Below are 18,565 nucleotides of genomic sequence, written 5' to 3'. Positions count from 1 at the left end.
GTGGGCGTGCTTTTCCTCTACCAGGACCCCCTGGGCGACGACCAAGGCCTCGCCTACCTCTACCCCCGGGCGGCGCTTTTCCGGGAGGCGGGGGAAGGGTATGCGGACCTCCTGGCGGTGGCGGGGGAGGATAGGGGGGAACTGGTCCTTAAGGTGCGCCTCGCCCGCTACCCCAACCCCCTCGAGGGCCCCCTCGGCTTCAGCCTGGCCACGGTGGTCCTCTGGCTGGACACGGGGGAAGGGGGGGAGGAGACCCTCCTTCCGGGCCTCCACACGCCCCAAGGGGCAGGGTGGGAGGTGGCCTACCTCCTCACGGGCTTTGGAGCGGAAAGGCGCACGCCCAAAGGCGAGCGGGAAGGGGTGCGGGCCTGGCGGGAGGGGGATTGGGTGGCCCTGGCCACGGGGCTTCCCCCGGGGCGGTACGGGGTCTACGGGGCAGTGGGGCTTTTTGACCCCTTTGCGCCCTGGTACCTAAGGCCCTCCAGCCCGGAAGGGGGGGCCTGGACCCTGGCGGCCCCCCGGGAAGCCCCCCGGTGGTGGACCTCCTGGCGGAAAGGCCCTTGGAGCAGGTGGCGGCCTACCAGACGGGGGTCCTCAAGCCCCTCCGGCCCAAGGGCTTCGCCCTAAAGCGGGAAAGCCTCCTCGCCTTCGGCCTTGGGGGGGTTTCCCTCCTCCTCGCCTTTCTCCTCAGGCGGCGCTAAAGGGGGCGGAGGTCCTCCAGAAGAAGCCACCCCACCCCGGGGGGCAGGGCCTCCAGGTGGGCCGCCAGGGCCCGGGCCGCCTCCTCCGCCAAGGGCTTCAGGGCCTCGGGGGGCTCGTCCGTGAGGAGGAGAAGGGTGAGCTGGTAGAAGCGCTGGGTGTGGGTGGGGGTGCCATCCTCAAAGAAGGGGGTGGGGGGCGGGACCTCGTCCAGGAGGAGCCTCGCCCCCAGGACCTCCCCCGGGAGGAGGGCCCTGGGGTCTAGGGGGGCCTCCTTGGGGTGCCAGAGGTACCCTTGGAAAAGCCGCACGGCCTGCACGGGCTAATCCTAAAGGTAAAAGCGGGGAAGCCTCCGGGAAAGGTGGACCGCCACCTCGTAGGGGATGGTCCTTCGGGCCTCGGCCCAGGCGCAAAGCCCCGTGGGGCCGAAGTCGGCGGAGAGCACCTCAAAGACCGCCTCGAGGCCCACGGGACCGGGGAGGAGGACCGTGGTCTGGTCCATGGAAATCCGGCCCGCCACGGGGCAGAGCTCCCCGGAGGGCCCCTTGACCCAGGCCACCGCCCCCCGGGGAAGCCCGTCGGCGTAGCCCACGGGGAGGGTGGCGAGCCACTCCCCCCCCTTGGCCACGTACTCCCCCCCATACCCCACCCGGTCCCCCGGCTTGAGCCGCTTCACCAGGGTGGGCCGGGCGAGGAGGCGGAGGATGGGCTTTAGGCCGAAGCCCGGAACGAGGCCGTAAAGGGCAAGCCCCACCCGCACGTTCTCCCCGCCGTGGAGGAGGAGGCCATAGGAGTTCTCCAGGTGGTAGAAGTAGCCCTCCCCAAGGGCCCTGCGCACCTCCTGGAAGCGGCGGCGTTGCACCTCCACGAAGGCCGCATCCTCCCCGGCGGTGGCCAGGTGGCTGTAGACCCCCTCCACCCGGATGCCCAAGGCCTCCACCGCCCGCAGGGCGGGGAGGGCCTCCTCAAAGGGGAAGCCCACCCGGTTCATCCCCGTGTCCACCTTGAGGTGGGCCCGGGGGGTGAGCCCCAGGGCCCTCGCCCGCCCCGCCAGGGCCTCCGCGGCCTCGAGGGTGGAGAGGGTGGGCGTGAGGCCCCACCTAAGGGCCTCCTCCGCCTCCAAAGGGTGGAGGCTTCCCAAAAGGAGGACCTCCCCCTCCACCCCCCCTTCCCGCAAGGCCCGCCCCTCCGCCACCGTGGCCACCGCCACCCGCCTCGCCCCCCTTTCCAGGAGAAAGCGGGCGATGGGCAAGGCCCCGTGGCCGTAGGCGTCCGCCTTGAGGACGGGGATCACCTCCCCCCGGGCCTTGGCGGCAAGGAGGCGCCAGTTGGCCCAAAGGGCCTTTAGGTCCACCTCTATCCAGGCCCTTTCCATCCTAGTCCCCCAAAAGCCCCACGAAGCGGTGGGGATCGGGGTCCAGCTTAAAGCGGCGGCGGTCCAGGCGGGAGAGGAGGGCGTGGAGCCGCTCCGTGCTCCCCTTGAGGAGGAGATGGTAGACGTAAAGCCCCTTCACCCGGGGCACGGGAGCCGGGGCGGGGCCCAGGACCTCCCCTTCCTCGGCCACGCCCTTTAGGGCCTCCAAGAGGGCGTAGGCCTCCGCCAAGGCCCGCTCCTCCTTGCGGTGGGCCACCTCCAGCTTCACCATGCGCCCTTTGGGCGGGTAGCCCAAGGCCTCCCGCAGGGCCTTCTCCGCCCAGGGGAAGGCCTCCACGCTCCCCTCCAGGAGGGCCTGGTGGGCGGGGTGGTCCGGGTGGTAGGTCTGGAGGGCGAGGAGGGGCTTCCTGCCGGGGCGGAGCTCGGTGAGGGCCCAGAGGAGCCGGTGGTACCGCTCCGCCGCCCGGAAGTCCGCCTCCAGCAGAAACCCCTCGGCGTAAGGGAGGAGGACCAGGGCGAGCTCGGGGAGCACGGGGCCCCGGAGGAGGGCCGTGGTCCCCACCACCACCCCCGGCGCCCCCTGCAGGAGGGGGGTGAGGTCGTCCTTGGCGTCCTTGGCGTAGCGGTAGACGGGCACGCCAAGCCTTTCCCGCAAAACCTCCTGGAGCCACTCCAACCCCGGCCCCTTGGGTTCCAGGAGGGTGGAGCCGCACACCGGGCAGAGGGCGGGCGGGGCCTCCTCGTGGCCGCACTGGTGGCACAAAAGCCTCCCCTTCCCCCCCTTGTGGTAGCGCAAGGGGAGGGCGCAGTTGGGACAGGTGGGCTTGTAGCCGCAGTCGGCGCAGAGGAGGAGGGCGCTATACCCCTTGCGGGGGGCGAGGACCAGGGCCTGCCGCCCCTTCTCCTCCACCTGTTGGAGGAGGGCCCAGGCCCGTCCCACCAGGGGAAAGCCCTTCTCCCGCCGGAGGTCCAAAAGGAGAAGCCGCGGCTTGGGCACGGGGAAGGTGAGGCCCGGCCGCTCCAGGACCTCCACGGAGGGCACCTGGGAGAGGTAGGTGAGGGGGATGCCCAAAAGCCTCGCCCGCATCTCCGCCAAGGGGGGCACGAAGGCCCGGGTGCCCGAGGGGAGCTTGTAGCTCTCGCTCCCCTCCTCCACCACCACCAGGGAGCGGGGGGTGAAGGGGAGGAGGAGGCCGGGGTAGGTGGCGAAAACCAGGCCCTCCGGCTTCCGGAAAAGGGCCTCCCGCTCCCAAGGGGGAAGCCCCCCATGGTAGGGCCTGGCCTCGGGGAAATGGGCCAAAAACCTCTCCAAAAGGCTCACCTCGGGGAAGAGGACCAGGTGGTCCCCCTCCGCCACCAGTCCCTTGAGGAGGCGCACCCTTTCCCCAAACCGCCCCCCGTTCACCCGGCCGGGCCGCTCGGGGAGGAAAAGGGGCGCCACCGGCCTCCCCTCCCGGGGCGGGGGAGAGGGGGGGCCGTAGCCGATATACCCCTCCGCCAGAAGCCGCTTCACCCGCCCCACCCCTACCCCCGCCGCCCGGGCCAAGGCGGCGAGGCTTTCCGCCTGGCCGAGGGAGGAAAGCACCCGGAGCACCCGGTCCAGCTCCGGGTCGGGGTGGGCCTCCCTAAGGGGCAACAGGACCCTTTTCCCCTCCTTGAAGGCCACCTCCTCCTCCAAAAGCCCGGCCTCCCGGAGGAGGTCCAGGGCCTTGGGGTCAAACCCCTTGGCCTCCTGCCAGTCCGTGAGGGCCTCGAGGCCCCGGGGCAAGCGGCTTGGGTCCGCCCCGGGGTAAAGCCGCACCCGGTGGCGCACCTCGGGAAAGGGGGGAAGGAAGTCCGAAAGGACCTGGCCCAAGGGGGCAAAGAGGTAGCGGGCAGCCTCCTCCAGGAAAAGGATCTCCTCCGGGCGCAGGTAGGGACCCTGGTCCAGGTAGGCGATGGCGTGGCGCAGGGTGTGGGTGGGCCCACCCCCTTCCCCCACCACCACCCCAAGCCGCACCTCCCCCCGCCAGGGCACCGCCACCCGCCGCCCCAAGGCCTCCTCCCCCTCGGCGCCCAAGGGGGGCAGGTAGCTCATGGGGGGAAGGGGCAGGGACAGGGCCACCTGCAGGACCCGCATATGGGCCTAGCATAAGGGGGATGCGCCTGGCCGTCCTCCTCTCCGGCGTGGCCCTCTACAGCGCCCTCTACGCCGTGGTACCCCTTCTTCCCCTCCTGGAAAGGCTCCACGGCGCCCCCCCGGGAGCGGCGGGGCCGGGGATGGGGCTTCCCCTCCTCCTCCTCGTCCTCCTCTCCCCCCTGGTGCCCCGCCTCCCGTGGCCCGGGGGGGCGCTCCTGGGGGGAGGGCTCCTCTTGGTGGGCCTGGGCGGGGCCTTGGGGGCCTTTAGCCCCAGCCTTCCCCTCTGGACCCTCTGCCGCCTCCTCCAAGGGGTGGGGGCGGCCCTGGTGCCCACCTTGGCCATCGCCCTGGTTCCCGTGCTCTACCCCCAGAGGGCCTTGGAGATGGCGGGGCTTTACATGGCGGGCAACGTCCTGGGCGGGGGGCTCGGCCGGGTCCTGGCGGGGCTTTTGGCGGAGGGACTTGGGGTGCGGGGGGCGCTTTTCCTCCTCTCCCTTCCCGCCCTCCTCCTCGGCCTCCTCGTCCTCCGGGCCCCCGCCGGCCTTCCCCCCTTGGGAAGGCCCCGGTATGACCCAAGGGCCTTTCCCCTCTACGCCGTGGGGAGTATCCTCCTCTTTCTGAACCTCTTCCTCGCCAACCTCCTCCCCTACCGCCTCCTGGAGTGGGGGTATGGCCCGGGGGAGGTGGGGTTGGTCTACCTGGCCTACCTCTTCGGCATCCCGGGTAGCGCCCTTTCCGGGGTCCTGGCCCGGCGGTTTGGGGCGGTGGCCACCTTCCGCCTGGCCTTCCTCCTGGTCCTCCTGGGGCTAGGCCTTCTCCTCCTGCCCCCGCCCCTTCTGGTCCTGGGCTTCGTCCTCCAGATGGCCGCCCTCTTCACCGCCCAGAGCCTGGCCTCGGGGGCGGCGGGGCGGAGGGGGGCGGGGGTGAGCGGGACCTACGTGGCGAGCTTCTACCTGGGGGGAACCCTGGCGGGCCTCCTTTACCCCTTCTTCCTCCACAGCTTCCCCCTGGCGGTGGGGGTGGGGATGGGCCTGGCGGTCTTGGCCTTCCTCCTCGCCCCGGTGCGCTAGATTGGCCCTATGGAGCTCCACGCCGCCGACCAGTACCTGGTGGCCGAGGCGGGAGTAGACCTCCTCGCCGTCCTCGAGGCCCTGAAGGGCACGGGCCTATACCCGCCTTTTCCCCCGGTGGAGCTCCCCGGGGGAGTAGGGGGGCTTGTGGCCCGAGGGGGCTTCGCCCAGAACTTCTTCTTCCCCGCCGAGGTCCTGGGCCTCACCTTCCGCACCCCCAAGGGCCGGGTGGTCCGGGCCGGAGGGGTGGTGGTGAAAAACGTCCAGGGATATGACCTGGTGCGCCCCTTTGTGGGAAGCTTCGGCCTCCTGGGGGAGGCCCTAGAGGTGGTCTTCCGCCTAAGGCCGGGGCAGGCCTCGCTTTTTCTCCGCCGCCCCTTTTCGGGGGAGTTTCCCGCCCTTTCCCCTTCCCCCCGCTTCCTCTTCGCCCTAAAGGAGGGGGAGGCCTGGTGGCTTTACGCCTACCACTTCGGCCCCGAGAAGGAGGTGGCCCGCTTCCACGAGGCCTTTGGCGGGGAGGAGGTGAGGCCGCTGGACCTCCGCCCCCTCTTCCCCCGGGGCATGGGGGTCGGGGAGGGCCCCCTAAAGGACCTCCGCTTCGCCTGGCGGGATGGGGGAAAAGCCCCGGAGGCCCCGGCCCTCTTCCAGAGGCTCGCCGCCTCCCTCTAAAGGCTTTCGGGGTATCCTCTAAGGGATGCGGGAGCTGGAAGAAGCCTTGGCCGCCATCCGCGAGGCAGAGGACCTCGAGGCCCTAAAAACCCTGAAAGCCCGCTACCTAGGCAAAAAAGGCCTCCTCACCGAGGCCATGAAGGCCCTCGCCCACCTGCCCTTGGAGGAGCGGAAAAAGCGGGGGCAGGAGCTCAACGCCCTCAAGGAAGCCCTGGAAAGGGCGCTGGAGGAACAGGCAAAGGCGCTAGAGGAAGCTGCCCTACGGGCAGCTTTGGAGCGGGAGAGGCTGGACGTCTCCTTGCCGGGGGTTAGGCTTTTCCCCGGGGGGCTCCACCCCATCACCCTGATGGAACGGGAGCTCGTGGGCATCTTCCAGGCCCTGGGCTACGAGGCGGTGGAGGGCCCCGAGGTGGAGAGCGAGCTCTTCAACTTTGACGCCCTGAACATCCCCGAGCACCACCCGGCGCGGGACATGTGGGACACCTTCTGGCTGGAAGGGGCCTACCGGGTGCCGGGCCCCCTGGGGGAAGAGGCGGAGGGGAGGCTTCTCCTCCGCACCCATACCTCCCCCATGCAGGTGCGCTACATGGTGGCCCACACCCCCCCCTTCCGCATCGTGGTGCCCGGGCGGGTCTTCCGCTTTGAGCAGACGGACGCCACCCACGAGGCGGTCTTCCACCAGCTGGAGGGGCTCGTGGTGGGGGAGGGCATCACCATGGCCCACCTGAAGGGGGCCATCCTAGAGCTCGCCCAGGCCCTTTTCGGCCCCGAGGCCCGGGTGCGGTTCCAGCCCGTCTACTTCCCCTTCGTGGAGCCGGGCGCCCAGTTCGCCATCTGGTGGCCGGAGGGGGAAAAGTGGCTGGAGCTCGGGGGGGCGGGGATGGTCCACCCCAAGGTCTTCCAGGCGGTGGACGCCTATCGGGAGCGCCTGGGCCTTCCCCCGGCCTACCAAGGGGTCACGGGCTTCGCCTTCGGGCTGGGCGTGGAGCGGCTCGCCATGCTCCGCTTCGGCATCCCGGACATCCGCTACTTCTTTGGGGGAAGGCTCAAGTTCCTGGAGCAGTTTAGGGGGGTTCTATGAGGGTGCCCTTCTCCTGGCTTAAAGAATACGTGCCCGAGCTGGAAAGCCCCGAGGTCCTGGAGGAGCGCCTGGCGGGCTTGGGGTTTGAAACGGACCGGATAGAGCGCATCTTCTCCATCCCCCAGGGCGTGGTCTTCGCCCGGGTGCTGGAGGCGAGCCCCATCCCCGGCACGGGGCTCAAGCGCCTGGTGCTGGACGCGGGGAAGGTGGTGGAGGTGGTCTCGGGGGCGGAAAACGCCCGAGCGGGCATCGCCGTGGCCCTGGCCCTTCCCGGCACCGAGCTTGGAGGGATCAAGGTCGGCGAGAGGCGCATCCAAGGGGTGGTCTCCTTCGGCATGGCCCTCTCCCCCAAGGAGCTCGGGGTGGGGGAGTACGGCGGGGGGCTTTTGGCGTTCCCCTGGGAAGCCCTCCCCCCCGGCACCCCCTTGGCGGAGGCCTGGCCCGAGGAGGTGGTGTTGGACCTGGAGGTCACCCCCAACCGCCCCGACGCCCTGGGGCTTCTGGGCCTGGCCTACGATCTCCACGCCCTGGGCTATGCCCTGAAGGAGCCCGAGGCCCACCCAAAGGCCGAGGCGGTACCCCTTCCCTTTGGGCTTCGGGTGGAGGACCCGGAAGGCGCCCCCCACTTCACCCTGGGCTACGCCTTCGGGCTCCAGGTGGGCCCAAGCCCCCTATGGCTCCAAAGGGCCCTTTTCGCCGCGGGGATGCGGCCCATCAGCAACGTGGTGGACGTGACCAACTACGTGATGCTGGAAAGGGCCCAGCCCATGCACGCCTTTGACCTGCGCTTCCTGGGCGAGGGCATCCTGGTGCGGCGGGCAAGGCCCGGGGAAAGGCTTCGCACCCTGGACGGGGTGGAAAGGACCCTCCACCCCGAGGACCTCCTCATCGCCGGCTACCGGGGGGAGGAGAGCTTCCCCTTGGGCCTCGCCGGGGTCATGGGCGGGGCGGAAAGCGAGGTGCGGGAGGACACGGAGGCCATCGCCCTGGAGGTGGCCCAGTTTGACCCCGTTTCCATCCGCAAGACCGCCCGGCGCCACGGGCTTCGCACCGAGGCTAGCCACCGCTTTGAGCGGGGGGTGGACCCCATGGGGCAACTTCCCGCCCAAAGGCGGGCCCTAAGCCTCCTCCAGGCCTTGGCGGGGGCTCGGGTGGCAGAGGGCATCCTAGAGGCGGGCCAGCCCACCCCGCCCAAGCCTATCCCTTTCCGCCCGGACTACGCCAACCGCCTCCTCGGCACCGCCTACCCGGAAGCGGAGCAACTGGCCATCCTGAAACGCCTGGGCTGCCGGGTGGAGGGGGAAGGCCCCTACCGGGTGACGCCGCCAAGCCGCAGGCTGGACCTCACCTTGGAGGAGGACCTGGTGGAGGAGGTGGCCCGGATCCAGGGGTACGAAACCATCCCCCTTTCCCTCCCCGCCTTCTTCCCTGCCCCCGACAACCGGGGGGTGGGCAGGCCTTACCAAAGGGAGCGGCGCCTTAGGGAGCTTTTGGCAGGGCTCGGCTTCCAAGAGGTCTACACCTATAGCTTCTTTGACCCCGAGGAGGCTTCCCGCTTCCGCCTTCCCCCACCCCCTTTGCGGCTCCTAAACCCCTTGAGCCCGGAGAAGGCCGCCCTGCGCACCCACCTCTTCCCCGGTCTCCTCAAGGTCCTAAGGGAAAACCTGGCCCTGGACAAGCCGGAACGGGCCCTCCTCTTTGAGATGGGCCGGGTCTACGGGGTGGAAGGGGCTTTGGTGCGGGAGGAAACCCATCTGGCGGGCCTCCTCTTCGGCGAGGGGGTGGGGCTTCCCTTCGGGGAGAAGCTCTCGGGCTACCCCCTCCTCAAGGGCCTCCTGGAAGCCCTCTTCGCCCGGCTGGGCCTAAGGGCGGAGGTGGAGGCCCACCCCTACCCCTTCCTCCACCCCGGGGTCTCGGGCCGCCTCCGGGTGGAGGGAGAGGAGCGGGGCTTTTTGGGGGAGGTCCACCCCGAGGTGCTAAGGGAACTGGAGCTTCCCCGGGTGTGGGTCTTTGAGCTCCTCCTGCCCCTTCCGGAGAAGGCCTTCCGCTTCCAAGACCCCTCCCGCTACCCCCTGGCCCTGCGGGACCTGGCGGTGGTGGTGCCCGAGGCCACCCCTTACCTGGAGGTGGAGCGGGTCCTGCGGGAAGCGGCGGGGCCCTATTTGGAAAGCCTCGCCCTCTTTGACCTCTACCAAGGGCCGCCCCTCAAGGACGGCACCAAAAGCCTCGCCTTCCACCTCCGCTTCCGCCATCCCGAGCGCACCCTCACCGACCAAGAGGTGGACCAGGCCATGGCCCAGGCCTTCCGGGCGGTGCAGGAGCGGGGCTGGGAGATAAGGGGGTAGAATCTATCCATGCTCACCTGGGTGGACCTCCTGGCCCTCTTCAGCCTGGCCCTGGGCCTGGCCTTGGGCTTCCGGGCTGGGGTGGTCATGGGCTTTGTGGGGGCGGGCCTGGTGCTCTACGTGCTCCTCGCCCAACTGGGGCTTTCGGGGTGGGGGGTGGCCCTGGCCCTGGGCCTGGGGGCAGGGCTTTTGGGGAAAAGCCTCCCCCTGACCCGCCTTTCCCGGGGCCTCGAGGCCGCCCTGGGAACCCTTGGCGGCTTCCTCTTGGGCCTCTTCCTGGCCCTAAGCCTCTGGACGGGCTACCCCTGGGAAAGGACGGGGGCGGGGACCCTCCGCTACCCCGCCGCCACCCTCCCCACCCCCATCTACCAAGGGGTGGCGCAAAGCCCCTTCGCCCGGGAAGCCTTCCGCCTGGCCTGGAGCACCCCTTGGCTCCGCAAGGCCCTGGCCCTAGAGGGCCAGCACCCGGGAAAGGGAAAGTAGCGAGCGGTTGATGTCCTTGCGCCTTTCCACCGCCTCCTTGAGGGGGGTGAGCTCCACCTCCCCCTCCACCTCCCCCACCATGACCCCGCTCGTCCCGGCAGCCAAGGCCTCCACCGCCGCCGCCCCCAGGCGGCTCGCCAGGATCCGGTCCTTGGCCGTGGGGCTCCCGCCCCGCTGGATGTGGCCGAGGACCGTGACCCGGGCCTCCACGGCCACGTGCTCCTGGATGGCGGCGAGGAGCCCCGCCGCCCCCCCAGGGTAGGCCCCCTCGGCCACCACCACGATGGAACTGGTCTTGCCCCGCCGCTGGGACTCCAGAAGCCCCTCGGCGATGGCTTTGGGATCCACGGGTTCCTCGGGCACGGCGATGACCTCCGCCCCCCCCGCCAGGCCCACGTCCAAGGCGATGAAACCGGCGTTCCGGCCCATAACCTCTATGAAGAAGACGCGCTCGTGGCTGGCCGCGGTGTCGCGGATGCGGTCAATGGCCTCGAGGGCGGTGTTCACGGCGGTGTCAAAGCCGATGGTGTAGTCGGTGCCGTAGAGGTCGTTGTCAATGGTGCCCGGCACCCCCACCACGGGGATGCGGTGTTCCTCTATAAGCCGCATGGCCCCGCGGAACGTGCCATCCCCCCCGATGGCCACGAGGCCCTCAATCCCCGCCTCCAAAAGCTTCTTGGCCGCCTTGGCCCGGCCCTCGGGGGTGAGGAAGTCCTGGCTCCTGGCCGTGAGGAGGATGGTCCCTCCCCGCTGCAGGATGTTGGCCACGTCCCGCACCCCCAAGGGCACCATCTCCCCCAGGATCATCCCGGCGTAGCCCCGCCTTATGCCAATAACCTCAATCCCCAAGGCGTAGGCCTGCCGCACCACCGCCCGGATGGCGGCGTTCATGCCGGGGGCATCCCCCCCGCTGGTGAAAACCCCGATGCGCCTCATGCCTCCTCCACCTCCTCCATGGAAAGCCGGTAGGCCTCGTTCCGGGGCACCCCCCGCTCCCGAAGGGCCTGGAACAGGGCCTTCCCCTTAAGCCCCTCCGCCCGAAGCGCCCTCGCCAAGGCCTCTCCCGCAGGGGGCGGGCCCGCCTTGGGCCCGAGGACCAGCACGAACTCCCCCCTAGGCTCCCGGAAGCGCTCCAGGGCCTCCCTCAAGGTCCCCCGGAAGACCTCCTCGTGCACCTTGGAAAGCTCCCGGGCCACGGCCACGGGGTGCTCGGGGCCATAGACCGCCAGGAGGTCCTCGAGGGTTTGGGCCAGGCGATGGGGGCTCTCGTAAAGCACCGCCGTCCTCCCCTCCCTGGCCAAGGCGAGAAGCCTTTCCTTGCGCTCCCTCCCCGCCTTGGGCAGAAAGCCCTCAAAGGTGAAGCGGTGGGTGGGCAGGCCCGAGGCCACCAGGGCGGGGATGAGGGCGGTGGGCCCGGGAAGCGCTTCCACCCGCCAGCCCCATTCTAAGGCCAGGCGCACCAACTCCGCCCCGGGGTCGGAGATGCCCGGGGTGCCGGCGTCCGTGGCGTAGGCCACGTAGGTGTAGGGGGAAAGGAGGTCCTTGGCCCTCTTTAGGGTGTGCTGGTCCAGCCGCAGGGTGGGGGTGGGGATGCCGTAATGGCGGAGGAGGATACCCGTGCGCCGGGTGTCCTCGCAGGCCACCACCTCCGCCTCCATCAGTACCCTTAAGGCCCTTAAGGTGATGTCCTCCAGGTTGCCGATGGGGGTGGGGACGAGGACGAGGCGCACGCTAGAGGAGGATGGGCCTAAGGACCGCTATGGCCTGGCGGAAGGGAAACTCGTAGACGGAACCCGAGGGGAGGGTGAACTCCAAGAGGTCCTGGGCCCCGGGGAAAACCACCCGCCGTAGGGCCAAGACGCCCTGGTCGCTATCCACGTGGGCCGTGAGGTAGTCGGGCTCCAGGTTGGGCTCGTCCTCGGCTTCCTTCGGGGGTTCCTCCCCCGTCCCTTCCTCCAGGCGGCGAAGGGCTTCCCCAAGCGCCACCTTGGGCACGCGCACCGCTTCCTCCAAGGTGCCATCGGAAAAGACCAAGACCGCCTCCTCCCCTTCCCCGTAGGCGGAAAGGCCCCAAAGGGGCTCCCTCTCCTCCTCCGGAACCTCCACCACCTCCAGGGTACCGTCGGAAAGGAGGCGCAGGACGGCCCCGCAGGCTTCGCAGTCCAAAAGATCCCCCGCCTCGTACCCCTCCAGGTCCAGCGCTTCCCCGCACACCGGGCAGACCATAAACCCCTCCTAGGGCCATTCTACGCCGCAAAAAGCCCGGCCTAGAGGCCGGGCGGGGAAGGCCCCAAGGTGGCCTACTTCCCGTAGCGGGCGATGCAGGCCTTGACTTCCTCCAAGGCGGCGGCCCGGTCCCGCCAGCCCGTGACCCTGACCCACTTGCCCTTCTTGGCCTCCAGGGCCTTGTAGGTTTCAAAGAAGTGCTGGATCTCCTGCTTCACGCCCTCGGGGACGTCGGCGATGTCCTGGATATGGTCCAGCCGCTGGTCCTCCGCCACCACCCCGATGATCTTGGCGTCCCCGCCCTTCTCGTCCTCCATGAGGAGGAGGCCCACCACCCGCACCTCCACCACCACCCCGGGCAGGAGGGGGTAGGTGGAGAGGACGAGGCCGTCCAAGGGGTCCCCGTCCTCGGCCAAGGTGGAGGGGATGAAACCGTAGTCTCCGGGGTAGAACTGGGCGCCCGGCAGGACCCGGTCCAGCTTGATCACCCCGAGCCCGGGGTCGTACTCGTACTTGTTCCCAGAGCCCCGGGGAACCTCAATGACCATGTTCACCACTTCCGGCGCCTTCTCGCCCACGGGGAGGGTCTTCAGGTTCGCCATAGCCCCCCCATTATACGAGGGCCTCGGGGAAATCCCCCACCAAGGCATCCACCCCCCAGCGGGCCAGAGCCTCGGCCTGGGACCGCTCGTTCACCGTCCAGGCCAGGAGGCGGTAGCGCCCCTTGAGCGACCTTACCCTCTCCTCGGTGAGGAGGGAGGCCTCGGGGTGGAGCCATTCCACGCCGAGGCAAGGGGCCAGGGCCTCCGCCTCCTCCCGCTCATAAAGGAGGCCCAAGGGGCGCACCCCGAGGCGCCTTAAGCGCACCAGGGCCAAGGGGTCAAAGGAGCTCACCCAAAGCTTCCCTGAGGGGTAGCGGGCGAGGAGCCTGGCCAAGGCCTCCTCCCGGCCGTCGGTTTCCGGGGGAAGGCTTTTGAGCTCCACGTTGATCCAGGCCCCAGGAAACGCCTGCAGGACCTCCTCGAGGGTGGGTATGTAAGCGGGAAGCTCCCGCCGGCTCTGTTGGGCCAAGGGAACCCCGTCCAGGGTGAAGTCGTGGTGGACCACCAGAACCCCGTCCCGGGTGAACTGGACGTCCAGCTCAAACCCGTCCAGCCCCGCCTCCAAGGCCTTCCGGAAGGCCTCCAGGGTGTTCTCCCGGGCAAGGTGGGGGGCGCCGCGGTGGCCCAAGCGCAAGGGCACGGGGGAAGTATACAATGGGGCCATGGGCAAGTATGAAGAGGCCTTTTCCCGCCTGGGAGAAAGGGCCCTGGCCCGCCTCGAGGGGCCAGGCGGTTTCCTGGCGGTCACCGAAACGCACCTGGTCTTCGTGGACGAAGGGGGCGTGCAGCGCGTGGAACTCGCCCGCATCCGGCGGGTGGGCCGGGGGGAGGAGGGCACCCTTTGGGTGCAGGGGGAGGAGGCCTCCCTGCAGATCCCCTTGAAGGCCTTCCCCCTGGAGGAGCTCAAGGCCTTCTTGGAAGGGCTCAAGCCCCACGTGGCCCGGGCCCGCAGGGCCACGAGCACCCCACCCCCGGCGCCGCCCAAACCCCCGGAGCCCAGCACCCCCCTGCCCCCCAAAGCCCGCCCTTTGGGAGGAGGATACGCCCCCCAAGCGGGCCTCCGTGGAACTGGCCCCGGAACCCGAGCCGCCCCAAGGAGAGCCCGCCCCGGAACCCCCCAAGGAGGCCCCCCCTTTGGCAGCGCCCCGGGGGCGGAGCGCCCCTTTGGCCTTACCCCTCCGGGTCCTCGCCCTCCTCACCCTGGGCTACACCGTGGCCTTCGTGGCCCTGAACCCCGGGGCCGACCCCTGGGCCTTGGCCGGGGTGGTGCTCGGGGGGCTCGGCCTCGCCTTGACGGAGTGGTTCTTGGCTACCTCCTGGCGGTAGCCCTCTTGGCCCTCCTCAGCCTCTGGCCCAAGGTGGCCCCAAGCCCCAAGGCGGTGCGGGTGGAAACCTATGTCCAGGCCGCCTTCACCCCGCCACCGCCTGAGCCGGTGAGCCTGAACCAGGCGAGCCTCGAGGCGCTGGAGGCCCTCCCCGGCGTGGGCCCGGTCCTGGCCCGGCGCATTCTGGAGGGGAGGCCGTACGAGCGGGTGGAAGACCTTCTCAAGGTGAAGGGCATCGGCCCCGCCACCCTAGAGAAGCTCCGGCCGTATGTCCGCCCCTAGGGGAGGCCTGGGCTTAGGGCTTGGCCTAGGGGGCGTCCTGGGGGCGCTAGGGCTTCTCCACCCTTGGGCCCTCCTCCTCGCCCTGCCCCTTCTCCCCCTCTTCCGCCTGCCCCTGGCGGCCGGGCTCGCCCTGGTGCTCCTGCGCGGGTTCCTCTTCCCCCTCCCCGAGCCCCCCTATGGGAAGAGGCTTGAGGGGGTCTTTGCCGTGCGGGGCGGGTTTACCTCCGCCGAGGGGTACCGCCTTTACGTGCGCCACTACCCGCCCCTTCCCGACGGGGTTTACCGCCTCGTTGGGTACATCGCCCCGCCCGAAACCAGGCGCAACCCCGGGGGGTTTGACCAAGGGACCTGGCTCCGCTCCTTGGGGGTACGGGGGGTGTTTCACGTGGAACAGAAGGAGGCGCTAGCCCCTTTGCCCGACCCCCGGGAGGCCTGGCGAAGGCGGCTCGTCCAGGGGCTCTCCCCGCCCGTGGCGGAGCTCACCGAGGGCCTCGTCCTGGGGGACAAGGAGGGCCTCGAGGCGGCCTACGCCTGGTTTCAGAAAGCAGGCCTCGCCCACCTCCTCGCCCTTTCGGGCCTCCACGTGGGCTTTTTGCTGGGGGCGGTCCTCGTCCTCCCTTTAGGGCGGTGGCGCTACCTCCTGGCCCTTCTCCTCCTGCCCTTTTACCTATGGCTTGCCGGGCCAAGCCCCTCCCTGGTGCGGGCAAGCCTCATGGCGGGGCTCTCCCTCCTAGGGCTTTTCCTGGGCCTGGGAACGGCCGGGGTGCTCCAGGCCCTGGGCCTCGCCCTCTTCCTCCAGCTCCTCCTCGCTCCCCACGCCCTTCTAAGCCTAGGCCTGCAGCTCTCCTACCTAGCGGTCCTGGGCTTGGCCCTCGTCCTCCCTGCCCTAGAACGGCCTTCAGGGCTTCGAGGCTACGTGGCCAGCGCCCTGGCGGCCACCCTGGCCGCCCAAGCCCTCCTCGTCCCCCTCCTCCTCCACCGCTTCGGCTTCCTGCCCCTCCTCTCGCCCCTCACCAACCTCCTCGCCCTCCCCCTGGTGGCCCTCCTGGTCCCCTTGGGGTTTCTCAAGCTCTTCCTGGGGGGGCTCCTCGCCCCCCTAGCGGAACCCTTGGGGCAAGCCCTCTTGGGCCTCGCCCAGATGGGCGCCAAGGGGCCCCTCTTGAGATGGGGGGAGATCTCCCCTTTGGGCTTCGCCCTCTACTACCTGGGGCTCCTTCCCCTCCTCGCCGCCCTTCACCGCAAGATTCCCTGGCGCAAGGCCCTCCTCCTCACCTCCCTCCCCATCCTCGCCAGCCTCCTCGCCGCCTGGCCCAAACCCCTGGACCTCCACCTCCTGGACGTGGGCCAGGGGGACGCCCTCCTCGCCCGCATGGGCGGGGCGGAGGTCTTGGTGGACGGTGGGCGGAGCGAGCAGGCGGAAAAGCTCCTAAGGGCCCTCCGCGCCCTGGGGATAGAGGACCTAGAGCTTCTCGTGGCCACCCATCCCGACGCCGACCACGCGGGGAGCCTGCCCCAGGTGGTGGCCGAGCTTCCCATAGGCCTCGCCCTCCTCTCCCCCGCCTTCCCCCAGGACCACCCCCTGGTCCAGGCCCTAAAGGCCAAGGGTGTGCCCACCCTCTATCCAGGAGCGGGAAGCCGCTTCCGGGTGGGGAAGGGGGAGGTGCGGGTCCTCTGGCCCGCCCGCCTGAGCCGTGACGAAAACCGGGATGGCCTCGCCCTCCTCCTGGACTTTGGCCGAGGCCAGGCCCTCCTCCTCGCCGATCTCCCCGTGGAGGTGGAAAGGGCCCTCGAGGTAGGCCCGGTGGACGTCCTTAAGGTGAGCCACCACGGCTCCCGCACGGGCACCTCCGAAACCCTGGTTTCCCAGGCCAAGCCCAAGGTCGCCTTGATCGGCGTGGGCAACAACCCTTTCGGCCACCCCCATCCGGAGGTCGTAAAGCGGCTTGAGGGGCGCGGGGTCCAGGTCTTCCGCACCGACCGGGATGGGGCCGTGCGGGTCCTTTTCGGCTACGCCTGGTAGCCAAGCCGTTCCAAAAGGGCGGCGAGCTCCTCCGGGGAGCGGTAGTGGATCACCACCCTGCCCCGCTTCCCCCCCACCACCCGCACGGGCAGGCCCAGGTGCCGGGAAAGCTCCAAGGCCAAGGGGGAAGGCTCGGGGGCTTTCCGCTCCCGGGAAAGCCGGTCGCGCAAGGCCTCTGCCTGGCGCACGGAAAGCCCCTTCGCCAAAATCTCCTTGAGCCCCCAAAGCCGGTCCTCGGGCTCCAGCATGAGGAGGGCCCGGGCGTGGCCTGCGGTGATCCGCCCATCCTCCAAAGCCGCCAGGACCTCCTCGGGCAGCTGCAGAAGCCTAAGGGCGTTGGCCACCGTGGAACGCGCCTTCCCCACCCGCTTGGCCACCTCCTCCTGGGTGAGGCCCATGCCCAAAAGGGCCTGGTAACCCCGGGCCTCCTCGAGGGGAGTGAGGTCCTCCCGCTGCAGGTTTTCCACCAGGGCGAGCTCCAGGGCCTCTTGGTCCGTGAGGTCCCGCACCAGGGCGGGCACCTCGGTGAGCCCCGCTAGGATGGCCGCCCGGTACCGCCTCTCCCCGGCCACGAGCTCGTACCCGTCCCCCTTGGGCCGCACCACGAGGGGCTGGAGAAGGCCCTTTTCCCGGATGGAGGCGGCCAGCTCCGCTAGGCTCTCCTCGGAGAAGCGGCGCCGGGGCTGTTGGGGGTTGGGACGGATGGCGGTGAGGGGAAGGCGCACGGCGCTTCCTGAGGATTTGGGCAGGAGGGCCTCGAGGCCCTTCCCTAGGCCGCTAGCCTTCTTGGACACGGGCGATCACCTCCTCGGCCAGGCGGCGGTAGGCGTGGGCCCCGGGGGAGGTGGGGGCGTGCTGGGCGATGGTTCGGCCAAAGCTGGGGGCTTCCGCCAGGCGCACGTTGCGGGGGACCACCGTCCAGAACACCTTCTCCCCGAAATGGGCCCGGAGCTGGGCCTCCACCTGCTGGGAAAGCAGGGTGCGACCATCGTACATGGTGACGAGGATGCCCAATAGCCGCAAGGAAGGGTTGAGGCGGCTCCGTACCTCGTCCAAGGTGGCGAGAAGCCCCGCCACCCCCTCCAAGGCGTAGTACTCCGCCTGCACCGGCACCACCACCCCTTCCGCCGCCGCCAGGGCGTTCAGGGTAATGGGGGAGAGGCTTGGGGGAACGTCCAGCAGGGTGAACTCATAAGCCTGGTCCTCCAGGACCTCCCTAAGGGCCGTGGGCGCCTCGGCCAGCTCCACCGTGGCCCCCACCAGCTCGGGGGTAGCGGGAAGGAGGTGGAAACCGTCTACCTCCCTCACCAATCCCGGCAACGCTTCGCCCTGGAGGAGGTGGTAAACGCCCCGCTCCGCCCGCACCCCAAGGCCGCTGGTGGCGTTGCCCTGGGGATCCAGGTCCACGAGGAGGACCCGCTTCCCCATGCGGGCCAGGTAGGCGGCCAGGTTGATGGCGGTGGTGGTCTTCCCCACACCCCCCTTCTGGTTGACCAAGGCGATCCGCCGCACCTTGGTCTTTAGCATAAGGGATGTTTCTCGGGAAGGCCGGGACGCCTAGGGTAGCGGGGCGGGGTGGGGGCCTCCTTCTGGAGGACCACCAGGTACCGTTCCTCCCCTTCAGGGAGGGTGAGACGCCGCACCTCCCCCATGCGCCCGCCCAAGGAGGGGAGGGCGTTGGGCAAAGGGACGAGCTCCTCCGCCACCTTCGGCCCCTTCTGAGCCACCATGACCCCCCCAAGGCGAGGAAGGGGAGGCCCAGTTCCGCCAGCACGCACATGGGGGCCACGGCCCGGGCCACCACCCGGTGGTAAGCCTCCCGGTGCGCCGGTTCGTGGGCCAAGACCTCGGCCCTTCCCCAAAGGGCCTTGGCCCCCTTTAGCCCTAGGGCGGCCACCGCCTCCGCCACGAAGTCCACCTTCTTCTTGGTGGCGTCCAGAAGGGTCACCTCCAACTCCGGGCGCACGATCTTCAGGGGCAGGCCGGGAAACCCCGCCCCCGTGCCCAAGTCCAGGACCCTTAAGGGCCCTTCCCAAAGGGGCAGGGCGAGGAGGGTGAGGGAGTCCAGGAAGTGCTTCACCACCACTTCCCTTTCCGTGCGCAAGGCGGTGAGGTTCGCCCGGCGGTTCCCCTCCACCAAAAGGTCGTAAAGAAGGGAGAAGGCAGGCACGTGGGGGCTTAGGTCCAGGCCCAAGGCCCCTCCCCCCTCCAGGAGGAGCCGGACGCCCTCTGGGCTCAGCCCCACGACCCACCCTCCTGTTTCACGGGA

General features: G+C 69.9%; 18 protein-coding genes and 2 pseudogenes. 9 read left to right on the top strand and 11 right to left on the bottom strand.

The features are described 5' to 3' along the window. Positions 1 to 6 precede the first annotated feature (6 nt). Positions 7 to 701, top strand: a pseudogene (locus tag A0O31_RS05670) (glucodextranase DOMON-like domain-containing protein). Here A0O31_RS05670 and A0O31_RS05665 read toward each other — a convergent pair. The 3 genes from A0O31_RS05665 to A0O31_RS05655 are packed head-to-tail and all read right to left on the bottom strand — an operon-like array spanning position 698 to position 4,193. Continuing rightward, entirely contained in the window at positions 698 to 1,018 is a 321-nt protein-coding gene (locus tag A0O31_RS05665; RefSeq protein WP_071677033.1) for a DUF3208 family protein, read from the bottom strand. The pseudogene A0O31_RS05670 and the gene A0O31_RS05665 overlap by 4 nt on opposite strands. Positions 1,019 to 1,027: 9 nt before the next feature. Then, positions 1,028 to 2,074: an alanine racemase gene (alr, locus tag A0O31_RS05660; protein WP_071677032.1), complete on the bottom strand. Its 1,047-nt coding sequence runs from the start codon at positions 2,072 to 2,074 to the stop codon at positions 1,028 to 1,030. Position 2,075: 1 nt separating this feature from the next. After that, positions 2,076 to 4,193, bottom strand: coding sequence for a primosomal protein N' family DNA-binding protein (locus A0O31_RS05655; protein ID WP_071677031.1), 2,118 nt, complete (start codon positions 4,191 to 4,193; stop codon positions 2,076 to 2,078). 20 nt (positions 4,194 to 4,213) lie between these two features. Here A0O31_RS05655 and A0O31_RS05650 point away from each other — a divergent pair, with 20 nt between their 5' ends. From A0O31_RS05650 to A0O31_RS05630, 5 genes are read left to right on the top strand one after another with little or no spacing between them, the layout of a single operon-like run. After that, complete coding sequence (locus A0O31_RS05650; protein WP_071677030.1) at positions 4,214 to 5,263, top strand: MFS transporter; 1,050 nt, start codon at positions 4,214 to 4,216, stop codon at positions 5,261 to 5,263. 9 nt (positions 5,264 to 5,272) lie between these two features. Continuing rightward, complete coding sequence (locus A0O31_RS05645; protein WP_071677029.1) at positions 5,273 to 5,932, top strand: DUF5639 domain-containing protein; 660 nt, start codon at positions 5,273 to 5,275, stop codon at positions 5,930 to 5,932. Between the two features lie 25 nt (positions 5,933 to 5,957). Beyond that, positions 5,958 to 7,013: a phenylalanine--tRNA ligase subunit alpha gene (gene pheS / locus A0O31_RS05640; protein WP_071677028.1), complete on the top strand. Its 1,056-nt coding sequence runs from the start codon at positions 5,958 to 5,960 to the stop codon at positions 7,011 to 7,013. Next, positions 7,010 to 9,358 carry a phenylalanine--tRNA ligase subunit beta gene (pheT, locus tag A0O31_RS05635; protein ID WP_071677027.1) on the top strand — a complete coding sequence of 783 codons (2,349 nt, stop codon included), beginning with the start codon at positions 7,010 to 7,012 and terminating at the stop codon, positions 9,356 to 9,358. Before pheS ends, pheT begins: the two co-directional genes overlap by 4 nt. Positions 9,359 to 9,367: 9 nt before the next feature. Next, positions 9,368 to 9,841 carry a hypothetical protein gene (locus tag A0O31_RS05630; protein WP_071677026.1) on the top strand — a complete coding sequence of 158 codons (474 nt, stop codon included), beginning with the start codon at positions 9,368 to 9,370 and terminating at the stop codon, positions 9,839 to 9,841. Here A0O31_RS05630 and pfkA read toward each other — a convergent pair. From pfkA to A0O31_RS05605, 5 genes are all read right to left on the bottom strand, one after another. Beyond that, entirely contained in the window at positions 9,809 to 10,777 is a 969-nt protein-coding gene (pfkA, locus tag A0O31_RS05625) for a 6-phosphofructokinase (RefSeq protein ID WP_071677025.1), read from the bottom strand. The two genes, A0O31_RS05630 and pfkA, sit on opposite strands and share 33 nt — an antisense overlap. Continuing rightward, a complete protein-coding gene (gene rsmI, locus A0O31_RS05620; protein WP_071677024.1) occupies positions 10,774 to 11,571 on the bottom strand; it encodes a 16S rRNA (cytidine(1402)-2'-O)-methyltransferase in 798 nt (265 codons plus the stop codon). Before rsmI ends, pfkA begins: the two co-directional genes overlap by 4 nt. Position 11,572: 1 nt before the next feature. Further along, positions 11,573 to 12,067: a TFIIB-type zinc ribbon-containing protein gene (locus tag A0O31_RS05615; protein WP_071677023.1), complete on the bottom strand. Its 495-nt coding sequence runs from the start codon at positions 12,065 to 12,067 to the stop codon at positions 11,573 to 11,575. Positions 12,068 to 12,141: 74 nt separating this feature from the next. Continuing rightward, positions 12,142 to 12,669: an inorganic diphosphatase gene (locus tag A0O31_RS05610; RefSeq protein WP_071677022.1), complete on the bottom strand. Its 528-nt coding sequence runs from the start codon at positions 12,667 to 12,669 to the stop codon at positions 12,142 to 12,144. Positions 12,670 to 12,679: 10 nt separating this feature from the next. After that, positions 12,680 to 13,309, bottom strand: coding sequence for a glycerophosphodiester phosphodiesterase (locus A0O31_RS05605; RefSeq protein WP_071677930.1), 630 nt, complete (start codon positions 13,307 to 13,309; stop codon positions 12,680 to 12,682). A 422-nt stretch (positions 13,310 to 13,731) separates the two neighbouring features. Between A0O31_RS05605 and A0O31_RS13050 the strand changes: the two genes are divergently transcribed. Genes A0O31_RS13050 through A0O31_RS05590 form a run of 3 tightly spaced genes read left to right on the top strand, consistent with a single transcriptional unit; the run spans position 13,732 to position 16,296 of the window. Next, positions 13,732 to 13,995, top strand: coding sequence for a hypothetical protein (locus A0O31_RS13050; RefSeq protein WP_237259051.1), 264 nt, complete (start codon positions 13,732 to 13,734; stop codon positions 13,993 to 13,995). Next, on the top strand, positions 13,968 to 14,276 hold the full coding sequence (locus A0O31_RS05595; RefSeq protein ID WP_071677021.1) for a ComEA family DNA-binding protein: 309 nt from the start codon (positions 13,968 to 13,970) through the stop codon (positions 14,274 to 14,276). The genes A0O31_RS13050 and A0O31_RS05595 overlap by 28 nt, the downstream gene beginning before the upstream one ends. Further along, positions 14,263 to 16,296 carry a DNA internalization-related competence protein ComEC/Rec2 gene (locus A0O31_RS05590; protein ID WP_071677020.1) on the top strand — a complete coding sequence of 678 codons (2,034 nt, stop codon included), beginning with the start codon at positions 14,263 to 14,265 and terminating at the stop codon, positions 16,294 to 16,296. The genes A0O31_RS05595 and A0O31_RS05590 overlap by 14 nt, the downstream gene beginning before the upstream one ends. On the opposite strand, the gene A0O31_RS05585 is transcribed toward A0O31_RS05590, so the two are convergent. The 3 genes and pseudogenes from A0O31_RS05585 to rsmG all read right to left on the bottom strand — a co-directional run bounded on the left by A0O31_RS05585 (position 16,284) and on the right by rsmG (position 18,541). After that, positions 16,284 to 17,090, bottom strand: a complete 807-nt coding sequence (locus A0O31_RS05585; RefSeq protein ID WP_071677019.1) for a ParB/RepB/Spo0J family partition protein — start codon at positions 17,088 to 17,090, stop codon at positions 16,284 to 16,286. The genes A0O31_RS05590 and A0O31_RS05585 overlap by 13 nt on opposite strands. After that, positions 17,074 to 17,823, bottom strand: a complete 750-nt coding sequence (soj, locus tag A0O31_RS05580) for a chromosome-partitioning ATPase Soj (RefSeq protein WP_071677018.1) — start codon at positions 17,821 to 17,823, stop codon at positions 17,074 to 17,076. Before soj ends, A0O31_RS05585 begins: the two co-directional genes overlap by 17 nt. After that, positions 17,817 to 18,541 (bottom strand): annotated as a pseudogene (rsmG, locus tag A0O31_RS05575) (16S rRNA (guanine(527)-N(7))-methyltransferase RsmG). Before rsmG ends, soj begins: the two are co-directional and overlap by 7 nt. Between the last annotated feature and the right edge of the window lie 24 nt (positions 18,542 to 18,565).

This window comes from Thermus brockianus, assembly GCF_001880325.1.
GTDB classification, from domain to species: domain Bacteria; phylum Deinococcota; class Deinococci; order Deinococcales; family Thermaceae; genus Thermus; species Thermus brockianus.
This window is presented reverse-complemented; position numbering and strand designations above follow the sequence as displayed.